At 69.4% G+C, this 11,972-nt stretch carries 11 protein-coding genes; 3 read left to right on the forward strand and 8 right to left on the reverse strand.

Annotation, left to right across the window (positions count from 1 at the left end; translation table 11 throughout):
• Positions 1-353 precede the first annotated feature (353 nt).
• The 7 genes from ACGFI9_RS09410 to ACGFI9_RS09440 form a co-directional block, all read right to left on the reverse strand.
• Positions 354-896 carry a RidA family protein gene (locus ACGFI9_RS09410; protein WP_393176824.1) on the reverse strand — a complete coding sequence of 181 codons (543 nt, stop codon included), beginning with the start codon at positions 894-896 and terminating at the stop codon, positions 354-356.
• Positions 796-2,418: a gamma-glutamyltransferase family protein gene (locus tag ACGFI9_RS09415; RefSeq protein ID WP_393176826.1), complete on the reverse strand. Its 1,623-nt coding sequence runs from the start codon at positions 2,416-2,418 to the stop codon at positions 796-798. Before ACGFI9_RS09415 ends, ACGFI9_RS09410 begins: the two co-directional genes overlap by 101 nt.
• The gene (locus tag ACGFI9_RS09420; RefSeq protein WP_393176828.1) at positions 2,415-2,825 is read right to left on the reverse strand and encodes a Rieske (2Fe-2S) protein; all 411 of its coding nucleotides are present in this window, start codon (positions 2,823-2,825) and stop codon (positions 2,415-2,417) included. Before ACGFI9_RS09420 ends, ACGFI9_RS09415 begins: the two co-directional genes overlap by 4 nt.
• A complete protein-coding gene (locus tag ACGFI9_RS09425; protein WP_393176830.1) occupies positions 2,822-4,258 on the reverse strand; it encodes an aldehyde dehydrogenase family protein in 1,437 nt (478 codons plus the stop codon). The genes ACGFI9_RS09420 and ACGFI9_RS09425 overlap by 4 nt, the downstream gene beginning before the upstream one ends.
• Positions 4,255-5,475: an NAD(P)/FAD-dependent oxidoreductase gene (locus ACGFI9_RS09430; RefSeq protein WP_393176833.1), complete on the reverse strand. Its 1,221-nt coding sequence runs from the start codon at positions 5,473-5,475 to the stop codon at positions 4,255-4,257. The genes ACGFI9_RS09425 and ACGFI9_RS09430 overlap by 4 nt, the downstream gene beginning before the upstream one ends.
• Positions 5,476-5,482: 7 nt before the next feature.
• Positions 5,483-5,854: a Rieske (2Fe-2S) protein gene (locus ACGFI9_RS09435; RefSeq protein ID WP_393176835.1), complete on the reverse strand. Its 372-nt coding sequence runs from the start codon at positions 5,852-5,854 to the stop codon at positions 5,483-5,485.
• Positions 5,855-5,951: 97 nt separating this feature from the next.
• Positions 5,952-6,665 carry a TenA family transcriptional regulator gene (locus tag ACGFI9_RS09440; protein ID WP_393176838.1) on the reverse strand — a complete coding sequence of 238 codons (714 nt, stop codon included), beginning with the start codon at positions 6,663-6,665 and terminating at the stop codon, positions 5,952-5,954.
• Between the two features lie 194 nt (positions 6,666-6,859).
• Between ACGFI9_RS09440 and ACGFI9_RS09445 the strand changes: the two genes are divergently transcribed.
• From ACGFI9_RS09445 to ACGFI9_RS09455, 3 genes are all read left to right on the forward strand, one after another.
• A complete protein-coding gene (locus tag ACGFI9_RS09445; RefSeq protein WP_393176840.1) occupies positions 6,860-7,621 on the forward strand; it encodes a YoaK family protein in 762 nt (253 codons plus the stop codon).
• 239 nt (positions 7,622-7,860) lie between these two features.
• Positions 7,861-8,493 carry an alpha/beta hydrolase gene (locus ACGFI9_RS09450; protein ID WP_393176842.1) on the forward strand — a complete coding sequence of 211 codons (633 nt, stop codon included), beginning with the start codon at positions 7,861-7,863 and terminating at the stop codon, positions 8,491-8,493.
• 294 nt (positions 8,494-8,787) lie between these two features.
• Positions 8,788-9,609: an alpha/beta fold hydrolase gene (locus tag ACGFI9_RS09455; RefSeq protein WP_393176844.1), complete on the forward strand. Its 822-nt coding sequence runs from the start codon at positions 8,788-8,790 to the stop codon at positions 9,607-9,609.
• Positions 9,610-10,290: 681 nt separating this feature from the next.
• Here the strand turns inward: ACGFI9_RS09455 and ACGFI9_RS09460 are convergent.
• Positions 10,291-11,961: a hypothetical protein gene (locus tag ACGFI9_RS09460; RefSeq protein ID WP_393176846.1), complete on the reverse strand. Its 1,671-nt coding sequence runs from the start codon at positions 11,959-11,961 to the stop codon at positions 10,291-10,293.
• Between the last annotated feature and the right edge of the window lie 11 nt (positions 11,962-11,972).

The following is an 11,972-nucleotide window of genomic DNA, read 5'->3' on the forward strand; positions in this document are numbered from 1 at the left end:
CTCAACACGACGGCGCAGTATCGAGAACATCTGTCGACGGATGTCGAGTTGAGCCGCCATTTAGGCTGATCATGCAACTGGTTCCACCCCGTCCGTCTGTGGCGGCTAAGGCGTTTCGCGGGGCGGCCAGGCCGGGGTACGAGGATCGCTTTGGGCACGACGCCGAGCAGCAGCCCACCGAGGACGGTGCCGGCGATCGTGTCGGCGGCGAGGACGCCGGCGAGGCGGGCGTATCGGCGCAGGAGAGCGAAGCCGGGTTCGCAGGCGGACGTCACCGAGATATGCGGTCACCGCCACACGCCTGCGCCGCGGCTCCCGGCTCGCCCAGGGTCACACCGCTACCCAGAACACGCTCAATCGGCGACGGCGACGGTGAGCTCCACCTCGACCGGCGCGCCGGACGGCAGGCTCGACACCCCGACGGCCGAACGCGCGACGCTGCCGCGCTCCCCCAGCCAGTCCCGCAGCACCTCGGACGCCCCGTCGGCGACCATCGAGTGCTGCGTGAAGTCGGGACGGCAGGCGACGTACACGGTCAGCCGCAGGCAGCGTCGTACCCGGTCCAATCCCCCGACCGCCTCGGCCACCGCGGCGACGGCGTTGCCGGCCGCGAGACCGGCTGCGGCTCGCGCCTCGACCACGTTCAGATCCTCGCCCACCCGGCCGCACACGGCGAGCCGGCCGTCCACGCGTGGGGTCATGCCTGCGGTGTACGCGGTGCCCGCGTGCACCACGACCGGTACGTAGTGGCCCTGCGGGGCCGGGGCCGCCGGTAGGCTCCGCCGGCCGGTTGGTTCAGCCACCGAGCGCCACCCCGTCCTGGCGGGGGTCGGCGCCTGCGGTGAGGCAGCCGAGCCGCTCGTCCACCGAGACGACCAGGGCGCTCCCGCCGGCATCCCACGGCCCTATCGTGCGGACCGGGTGCCCGGCGGCGCGCAGCTCCGCGATGGTCTGCTCGCCCAGCCGCGACTCGCAGATCAGCTCGTCGGGCGCTCCCACCACGTCCGCGTCGCTGCCGGGAAACACGGTGAACCGCGGCGCCGAGACCGCCTGTTGCGGGTCCAGGCCGTGGTCGATCAGGTGCGACAGCACCTGCATGTTCCACTGCACCTGCCCGTCGCCGCCGGGGGTGTTGCCGACGTGCCGCAGGGCTCCGCCGGCGTCGGTCACCAGCCAGGCGAGGCAGGTGTGCAGCGGACGGCGCCGCGGTCGTACCTGGTTCGGGTGGCCCTCGACCAGGTACGCGCCGCGTCCGAGCCGGTTGTTGAGCATGATGCCGGTGCCCGGGATGGTGATCCGGGCGCCGAAGGTGAAGGCGAGCGAGTGGATGAAGCTGACCGCGCGTCCGTCGCCGTCGACCGCGACGGTCGTCGTGGTGTCCCCGTCCGGCGTCAGGCCGGCGGTGGCGAGCGGATGCCGTCCGGCGGCCAGCTTCGCCCGCACGTCCGCTACCGCTTCGGGCCGCAGCAACGACCGCCACGCGTCGGTGTCGGCGCCGCACCGGTCCCAACGGTCCCGGAAGGCCTGTCGGGCGGCTCCGGCCAGCCAGCCGACGGCGTCGGCGCTCAGCCACGGCAGCTCGGAGAGCATCCCGTCGCAGACGGCCGCCTGCTGCAGCACCATCCAGCCCGGTGTGGGCAGTGGTGTGGTGTGCACGACCAGGTTGCCGTACCGCTGGCTGATCGCGTCGCCCTGCAGCGGGACGCCGGAGGCCGCCCACTCGTCGCCGGTGAACGGAGCTCCCGCCGCGGCCAGTGCGGCCACCGCCCGCTCGGCCAGCTCGCCGCTGTAGAGGGCGTGAGGGTCGGCCGCCAGCAGCCGCAGCGAGTCGGCGAGCTCCGGCTGGGGCAGCCGTTCGCCGACCTGTGGCGCCCGGCCGTTGCGCAGGAACGTCCGCCGCGCACCCTCGTCGGCGCGCAGCTGCGCCTCGTGTTCGCGGATGTCGGTACGTGTCTTGCGGGTGCAGGGCAGACCCTGTTCGGCGGCGGCGATGGCCGGCGCCCACAACTCGGGCAGGGCGCGGGTGGCCCCGCGGGCGTGCAGCGCGGCGATCGCGGCCACCGCACCGGGAGCGGCCACGGCGAGCGCCCCGGTGAGTGGGATCCCGGTCCGGCGCTGCGCCTGGTAGAAGTTCAGGTCGCCGCCGTCGGGCCCGTATCCGCTGCCGTTGATGGTCCACACTGATCCGTCCGGTTCCCGGACCACGGCGAAGGCGTCGCCGCCGACGCCGCACTGGCCGGGCAGCGCCAGCCACGACATCGCCGCCATGGCCACCGTCGCGTCGATCGCGGTGCCACCTTCCGCGAGCACCCGGTGACCGGCGGCGCTGACCGCCGGGTGGCTCGAGATCGCCATGTGTTCGCCGGCGAGCACCGGGTTACGCGTCGGCGCCGGCCAGTCCATGCCCACGCCGGTCATGTCACGGGCTTGCGTCGCCGCGGCCCACCGGTCGCGATGTCCTCGGGTGTCACGCCCACGTAGATCTGCCCGTCCTCTTCCCGCACGGGGAACGTTTTGATCGGTTCGGTGGCGGGCGGGCAGACCGGCTCGCCGGTCTCGAGGTCGAAGACGCTGCCGTGGCAGGAGCAGCCGATGCCGTCGTCGACCAGCTTGCCTGAGGACAGCAGGCAGTCCAGGTGCGTGCAGTAGTTCGACGTCGCGTACGCCCTGCCCGCGCAGCGCGCGACGCACAGTTCCAGGGTGTCGGCGTAGAAGCGGCGGACGTAACCGTCCGGCACCTGACCGGAGCGGGCCACCCGGACGAATCGGACGGCGCCTGGCTCCGCTGCCGCGTCTGCGGTGCCGGTGACCTCGGGCGTGCTCATGAGGCCACGTACACGGTCTTGTCGACGGTGTAGAAGTGCATCATCGTCTCCCCTGCCTGTTCCTTGAACGTCTGGGTGCTGGAGTTCTTCAGCCCGCCGAAGGGGGCGTTCATCGCCATGCCGGTGGTGGGCTGGTTGACCTTCACCAGGCCGCTGTCGACCCGACGGGCGAAGTCGAGCGCACGGCCCAGGTCGCGGGTGACGATGCCGGCCGACAAACCGTACGCGGTGTCGTTGGCGACGCTGATCGCGTCGTCGAAGGAGCCGACGCGCAGCACGCTCAGGACCGGCCCGAAGATCTCCTCCTGGGCCAGCGGCGACGACCGGTCGACGTCGGTGACCACGGCCGGACGGACGAAGTTGCCGTGTTCCAGACCCGGGCCGAGCGGCTCGTCGCCGGCCCGCAGACGGGCGTTGGCGGCCGCCGCGAGGGCGAGGTAGTTGCGGGTCTTCTCCAGTTGGGCGCGGGTCGCGAGGGGTCCCATCTGCACGCCGTCGCGCAGCCCGTCACCAACCCGGCGGGCGCGGGCGAGGGCTGCCACCCGATCGACCAGCGCATCGTGCACCGCGTCGTGGACGATCAATCGGCTGGTGCCGGTGCACGCCTGGCCGCTGAGGCCGAACGCCCCGCGGACCACGATGTCCGCCGCCCGGTCCAGGTCGGCGTCCTCCAGCACGATCACCGGATTCTTGCCGCCCATCTCCAGTTGGCAACGCTGAGCGGGGCTTACCGCGCGGTGGATGGCCGCGCCGACGTCGTACGAGCCGGTGAACGTCACCGCGCCCACCCGCGGATCCGCGACCAGTGCCGCGCCGGCCTCCCCGCCGCCCTGCACGAGGGCCAGCGCACCGGCCGGGACACCCGCCTCAATCAGCGCCTCCACCAGCCGCTGCCCCATCAGCGGGGTCACCTCGCTGGGCTTGAACACCACTCCGTTGCCCGCCGCGAGCGCCGGGCCGAGCTTGCGGGACGGGATGTTCAGTGGGAAGTTCCACGGCGTGATGGCGACGACGACCCCGACGGGTTCCCGGGAGGTGTAGACGAGGCTGCCGTCGCCCGTGGCGTACGTGCGGCCCGCGACGCGCAGCGCCTCACCGGCGTAGAACCGCAGGTTCGACGGGGTCCGGCGGGTCTCGGTGAGCGCCTCGGCGAGCGTCTTGCCTTCCTCACGAACCAGGTCCCGGGCGAGGTCGTCGGCGCGGGCGGCGAGAATGTCCGCCGCCCGGTGCAGGACAGCGGCGCGCGCTTCCGGGCCGCGCTCGGCCCACTCCCGGTAGCCCGCCGCCACCGCCGTCACCGCGTCGTGGGCGTCCTTCGCGTCGGAATCCGGGAAGACCGCCACGACCTCGCGCTCGTCGGCCGGGTTCCGGCGCTCGCGGGTACGCCCGCTGGCCGACCCCACCCACTCGCCACCGATGAAGTTGCCCTTCACAGTTGCTCCTCCAACGCCGTCAGCTCGGCCAGATCGACGTCTTCGTCGGCGAGGACCCGCGGATCCACGCTGATCCGGCCGGCGATCAACTCCTTGGCGACGAGGACGTCCCCGCCGCGGTCGACGGCGAACGCCGCGCGCACCAGCCCGTCGCGCAGGTAGAACGCCGAAAAGTCGCACTCCTCCACCGAGCCGCGCACGACCAGCTCGTCCCAGACCGGCGCGTGGCCGGTGTACTGCAGGTTGTGGTCGTACTGATCCGACCAGAACCAGTGCGGGTCGGCGTACGGCGTTGTCCGGCCGATCATGTTGTTGGCGGCGGCGGTCGCCTGCTTGCTGGCGTTGTCGAAGTGTTCGACCCGGATCCGCTCCGCAAACAGCGGATGCCAGTGGTTGGCGACGTCACCGGCGGCGTACACGTTCGGCGCACTGGTGCGGCAGTATTCGTCCACCAGGATGCCGTTGTCGACGGCAAGGCCGGACCGTTCGGCCATGGCAGTGTTCGGGGTGATGCCGATACCGACCACCACCAGGTCACCCTCGATGCGACCGCCGCTGGTGGTGACGACGACGCCGGCGGGTGTCTCGACGACGGACTCGACGGACTCGCCCAGCCGCAACGTGACGCCCTGCCGGCGGTGAATCGCCGCGCAGGTGGCCCCGATCTCGCGCCCGAGCACACGCTGCAGCGGCACCTGTAGCGCCTCCACCACGGTGACGTCGGCACCCTTGCCGCGGCTGGTGGCGGCGACCTCGGCGCCGATGAAACCGGCCCCGATGACGATCACGTGTACGCCTGGACGAAGCTTGGCGCGCAGCTGGTCGGCGTCCCGCCGGGTGCGCAGGTAGTGGATGCGCTCACCGGTGACACCCGGGAGGCGGCGTGGGCTGCCGCCGGTGGCGAGGAGGATCATGTCTGCGGCGACCTCCGTGCCGTCGGCCAACTCGACCCGTCCGCGCTCCGGCCGGATCCGGACGGCCGGTTGGCCGAGCCGCAGGTGCACGTCGTTCCCTGCGCACCACTGCTCCGACAGCAGATTCAGGCCGCAGTCGTCGTCGCCGGCGAGGTACTCCTTCGACAGCGGCGGCCGCTGGTACGGCGCCTCCGGTTCCGCGCCGAGCAGCTCGATCCGGCCGTCGAAACCGCGCCGGCGCAGCGCGCGGGCGGCGACGGCGGCGGCCTGACCGGCCCCGACGGTGACAATTGTCCTGGTCATCGGTGTCTCACCCGGCTGCCGTGGTCGTGTAGGGGGCGGCGTCAGCGCCGTCGGGGCGGGGGCGCGAGCTGATGTAGATCTTGTCGTTTTCCACCCGGACGTCATACGTCGGCTGGCACTCGACCTGGTCGGCCGCCTGTCCGGTGGCGGGGTCGAAGGACCACTGGTGGCCGGGGCAGATGATCCGCCCGTGCAGCACCGTCCCCTTGCTCAGCGAGCGCTGCTTGTGGACGCATACGTCGTGCAAGGCGAAGACGCGGCCGCCGACGAGGAACAGCGCGATCGGTGTGCCGTCGACGAGCACCTGCTTCTTCTTGCGGCGCGCGAGCTCGGGCAGCTCGGCGACGAGCACCCACTCGACGGGGTTAGGCTCGCTCACTCCCGACTCCCTCCGTGTCTGAAGCGGTTGCGGTTCTCCGCTCACAGATGCCGGAAGGGTGGGCCAACCAGTGGACCCACCCGTCCGGCTGCTTTGATCAGGCGCTGATCAGGTCCGGCGCCACGTAGGTGTCGTAGAGCGCCTTGGTGTAGGAGAAGCGCATCTCCGCGCCCCAGCGGACGAACTGCAGCGAGCGCTGCTGCAGTTCGGGCGTGTTGGCGTGGTCCAGGACGATCTGGTAGCCACGCTCGCCGTGCACCTCGTCCGAGGTGATGTGCAGATCGAAGAACTCGATCTCGTCCTCGGTGAAGCCGTACACCTCGCGCAGCGGGACGATCTGCTTCTTGTAGATGCTCGGCACCTGGGACTCGAGGCCCACGACCAGCGCCGCGGTCGCCACCGCGAAGTGCTCACGGATGGCGGTCGCGTAGCACCAGGCCTGAAGCCCGCGGGTCACCGCGTTCATGTTGTTCGGGTCCTCGATCCGCTCCCGGGTCGTCCCGCACGCCTCGGCGAAGCGGATCAGCAGGTCCGTGTGGCGGATGTCGGCCAGTTCCTCCTCGTACATGTTCTGCAGGAGGAAGTCCTTGGCGTCCGTGCAGGAGTCGGGGGTGTTGGCGTAGACGTAGCTCAGGTAGTCGGCGAACGGGCCCACGTAGTGGTAGTGGTTCTCCGCCCAGCGCGCGAAGTGGTGCCGCTGCAGCTTGCCATCGGCCCATGCCTGGCTGAACGACGCGTTCTTGGCCTCTCTGCCCTTGATCGCGTCCTCGAGGGCAGCACGGAACTTGTCGCGGGAGAGCAGCTCGGTCATCTGGTCGCCTCTCTCTGTGGTGCGTCGGTGCGTCCCGGCAGCTCGGCGCATCGCCTTGGGGAGTCTCTGGGATGCCACCAACGCTAAGGAGACCGACGACCACCACCCCACGGTCAAGCTGCACATCATTCGCCGCAGCCTTCTGTGCAGACAGCCCACAGCGCCAACGGTGGCCGGTTTGCCATCGTGGGCCGGTGCCCACGATCAACAGCACGCAGCCGCGCCGATTCCGGTGGATGCCGACCAGAGCACCGCACAGCAGCGGCCGGCAGCGCCGATGGCGGGAGGCGATGGCCGTCGTCCTGGCGGTCAACAGCGGAGCCACCGACGCCATCGGGTTCCTGGCCCTGGGCGGAGCCTTCACCAGCGTCATGACCGGGAACATGGTCCTGCTCGGGGTAGCCCTCGCCGGGACCGACCGTGCGCTGGCCCTGCACACCGGGGCGGCGATCCTCTGCTTCATCCTCGGCTGCTCCCTCGGAACGCGCATCGCCGGCACCCCGAGGCCGGACGACCCGGTCTGGCCTCCGGCGGTGACCCGGGCACTGGCCGTCGAGGGCGTGGTGCTCGTCGGGTACGCGGTGGGCTGGTGGTGGAATGGCGCCCACCCATCGGGACAGCTGCAACTGTCGTTGCTCGTTCTCAACGCACTCGCGCTCGGCATCCAGAGCAGCACCGTCCAGCGGTTCGGCGTGGCGGGCCTGTCCACCACTTATCTCACCGGGACGCTGACCACCTTGATCGCGCGACTCACCTCCGGGCACCGACTACGCGACGTCACGCCGAGCGCCCTGACCCTCCTCGGGCTGATCACCGGCGCAGCGCTCGGCGCGTTGCTCGCGACACGGGCACCCATGTGGGCACCCCTGGTGCAACTGGGCAGCCTCGGCATCGTCCTTGCTGCGGCCGTCACATCGATCCAGTCGGCACCCGACCGCGACCTCATTCGTCGGTGACTTCCCGTTCAACAAATACGCCCGCGACGATGCAGGTCGGCTTCGCACCGACGGAGAGGAACGCGTGGCAGATCACACCGCGCGCAGCCAGCCGAGTTCGGCGTGGTGGAGAGGCCGCTCGCCTTGAGGCCGGCGCCGGAAACGCACCACGTCATCGCGCCCGCCTACCCAGGGTTCGAGGTGGAGGTCGAGGCACTCAACGCCGACCCGACGCCGATCGAGGAGGTGACGGCCCGGCGATGGTCTCGCACCTGGAGTCGGTGGTCGGCGCCCTCGACGAGCCGCCGATCATCATCGGCCACTCCGCGGGTGTTGCGTTCACGCAGGTCCTGCTGGACCACGGATTCGGCGCCGCGGGCGTGGCGATCAACTCCGCGGCGAGCGAGAGCGTGCTCGTCACCCCACCGTCCCAGATCAAGTCGACGTTCCCGGTGCTGAAGAACCCGGCGAACCGGCACAAGGCCGTCGGCCTGACGCCCGAGCAGTGGAAGTACAGGTTCGCCAACACCTTCACTGAGGAAGAGTCCCTCGAGCTCTACCAGCGGTACCACATCCCGGCATCCGGGCGGATCCTCTGGAACAGCGTGCTGGCGAACTTCCAGCCCGGCCCGCAGGACATCCACGTCGACTACCACAACGACAACCGGGCACCGCTGCTGTTCGTCTCCGGCAGCAAGGACCACCTCATGCCGCCGAGCGTGCAGCGGTCCAACGCCAAGCACTACAAGTCGTCGAAGACCTTCACCGAGATCAAGGAATACGAAGGCATGGCGCACCTGCTGCCCGCACAGAAGGGGTGGGAGGAGGTCGCCGACCACGTCCTGGCCTGGGCCGTGGAGCACGCCGGCCGGCCGGCCACGACCGGCGCCTGAAGAACGTCCACGTCACGCACATCGGCGGGCCGACGGTCGTGATCGAGGTACACGGGTGGTCCCTGCTCGCTGATCCGACGTCCGACGCCTCTGGCCAGAGTTGACGCGGCTCGTGGAGTCCCCCCTGCCTTCGCCCGATCCGGGCCCATGGTTTACGCACTGCCGTCTAATATCGGGTAAAGCCGACATCGCGGGCGCGAGCTGCTGCACCCTCTCTCGCAACATTTCGTCGGTTCCGCGGTACCGGCCTGTCCGGCCGGCATGCCGCCCATGACGAATCGGAAGGACAGCGGCATGAGCTACATCACCGCTAAGGACGGCACCGAGATCTACTACAAGGACTGGGGTGCGGGCCCCGTTGTCACCTTCTCCCACGGCTGGCCGCTGAACGCGGACGCGTGGGACGGGCAGATGCTCTTCCTCGTGCAGAACGGTTTCCGGGTCGTCGCACACGACCGCCGGGGTCACGGCCGGTCGAGCCAGGCCTCCGGCGGCAACGACATGAACGGCTACGCCGACGACCTCGCGGCGCTCATCGAGGCGCTCGACCTCACCGACGCCACGCTGATCGGGCACTCGACCGGCGGTGGTGAGGTGGCGCGCTACATCGGCCGTCACGGGACGGGACGCGTCGCCAAAGCCGTCCTCATCTCCGCCGTGCCGCCGATCATGGTGCAGACGCCGGACAACCCCGAGGGCCTGCCCATCGCCGTCTTCGACGAGATGCGCGCCAACCTGATGAAGGACCGGTCGCAGTTCTACCAGGACCTGGCCCAGATGTTCTACGGCGCCAACCGGCAGGGGGCGAAGGTCTCGAAGGGGATCCTCGACCAGTTCTGGCTGTGGAGCATGCAGGCAGGCCTGTTGAACGCGTATGAGAGCATCAAGGCCTTCTCCGAGACGGACTTCCGCGACGACCTCGCCAAGTTCGACATCCCCACCCTGGTGCTACATGGCGAGGACGACCAGATCGTCCCGGTCAAGGACTCGGCAAGGAAGACCGCCCAGCTCATCGCGAACGCCAAGGACATCTACTACCCGGGCGCGCCGCACGGCATCACGTCCACGCTCCAGGACCAGGTCAACAATGATCTGCTCGCGTTCCTGAGGAGTTGACCTGAGGCGATATAACCTTTGGGGGTTCCCGAGTTGGCCAGACCCCACCCCGACCCCAGCCTTGACGACTCGCGTCCAAGGCGCTTTCGGCAAAACTTGCAGCGTCCGACGCTGACGTCCAGGGCGTCCGGCCCGGCGGCGAGATCCGTACGCCCATGTCCGGGCACAGCCGCCGCCGTTGATGTCAGCCGCGGATGTCAAGTCGGGCCCTCAGGCTGTCCCCGGCGGTCCGGGGTAGCCCAGATGGCTGCCGGCCCAACCGATGCTCCCAGGCGGTTGCTTCCACTCGCCGGTGCGCCTCTTCGAGATCGATAGGTGAGGCCATCGCTTACGTGCTGCTTGCCGGCTGACGCCTACCGCCGCACCAAGCTCGGGATACCCGGCGCCGTACTTCACCGCCTCCTCGGCGCTAGCGGATACGAGATCAGCCAGAAGAGTGCTCATCTGCTCACCTGCCGCCATCCGCGCGAGGTGAGTCCGCATCCCCTCTACGTAGCTCGGCTCCTGAGCACCCCCGCCCCGACCATCCAAATCGGAGTCGCTCAGCCGCTGCGCCCATTCGGCGGCAACAGCGCCCAGCTGCCGCCGCAGGTCCTGCCGCTCATCCTGGGTTAGATCCCGCATCACCGACCCCCTCGCTAGATCCTTGGGTTCGAGAATCTGAACACGTGGGTCAGGTTTTCAGGCTGCGGTTTTGAGTCGTGCTCGGGCGATGTAGTCGTCGACGTGGTGGTCGATGGTGGTGAGGGCGTGGCGGAGGGCGGGTGGTGCTTGGGGTTGGTCGGCGGCGAGGAGTGGGCGGAGGAGACGGTCGTTGAGTTTGGTGTAGAAGATCGCGAGGCGTTGGCCGTCGGGGGTCAGGACGTAGGTGTGGGTGTGTTCGATGCGTCGGATCAGGCCGTTGAACCGCAGGCGTCGCAGGTCGTAGGTCATTTGGCTGGTGGTGTAGCCGGTGCCGAGCAGCCGGGCGGTCAAGGCGCGAAGGCTCTTGTTGGTGACGCCGGTGACGGCGAACAGGCTCAGGCATAGGGCGCCGGTCAGGGCCATGACCCGAGGGTCGGCGAAGCGTAGCGCTGGGGCCCTCCTGCCATCCTCGGTGAGGGTGGGCTGCGCGACCCGTTCGATGACTGGGTTCGCAAGGACGCAGCTCTGACCGGCACGGATAGTGTCCAGCAGCCGGCGGTTGGCGTCACGGGCTTTGGCGATGACCTCGTCGAGGTGTTCCAGACGGCGCAGCACGCCGATGTCGTAGGTGTCGTTGATGACGGTTTCGATGCGTAGCGCCCGCCGGTCTTTGAGGTAGTACTTGATCCGTGAGTGCCGGTAGAAGGCGTTGACTACGACGCCGTCGTTGTCGCGGTCGATGGCGGTGCGGAACACGCCTTTGGTGGTGGAGCGGATCTGCCGGTTGAAGATGATCTCCATGTTGTCAGGGCGGCCGATGTCGAGGTTGTCCGCGGCGAGGGCTTCGAAGAAGGCGCGGGCGTGGCGGGGTGCGGTGAACACGATGGTCTTGGCGACCTCGATCTGCCGCATGGAGATGTCCCACCAGTAGCCGGCGGCCCGATCGGCGGGCGTGAACGGTAGTGGTAGGCGGGCCCACCAGCGTTCGGCGAACACGGTGATGGTGCCGGGTCCGAGCCGGTCACAGATGTCCTGCAGGCCGGTGTGGTGATCGCTGGCGGCGAAGCCGTTGGACAGCTCACGGAAGCTGATGCCGGCCTTGGTGGCTTGGCGTTTGGCCCACTCGTGCCCGTTGAACCAGATCTTTCCCGGGTAGGGGAAGTAGGCGCAGATCTTGATGAACGCCGGCCCGAAGTCGGTGTCCCACAGGTAGAAGTAGTAGCAGGTGACCCGCCGGTCAACGCGCTGGTACGAGAACCACACGGCCCCCGTATCGGTGGCGGACTTCGACCCGGTGAAAACGCGCTGGTACTCCTGCGCCATGCCGATCGCGACGACCTGGGACCGGCCGGTAGCCGCGGCTGTGCGCATCAACGGCATCACCTGGTCGATCTTGCGTTCCGGCCACGGGCTGTCCGCCAGCACACCCGGGCGGGTCTTCTCCTTCTTGCCGGTGAAGCTGATGACCGGGATGCCATTGGCTTCGGCGAAGGACATCACCGCCCGACGGAAGGTCTGCCCCCGGCGTTCCAACAGCGCAGGCGAGGGCACCGGCATGCCCTCGTGCTGGTTGAGGAAGCTGACCACCTGCCCACCCACGACCAGGTTCGGCACGGACATGGTCAGATAGACCCGGTCCAGGCAGTCGATCTCCAGCAGCTTCTGCCCGTCGAGCACATCGTTAACGGTGACCGCATTCGTTCTCGTCAGACGTGAGGCCATGACCAACCTCCGCATCC

This window comes from Micromonospora sp. NPDC048930, from assembly GCF_043197935.1.
Taxonomy (GTDB): domain Bacteria; phylum Actinomycetota; class Actinomycetes; order Mycobacteriales; family Micromonosporaceae; genus Micromonospora.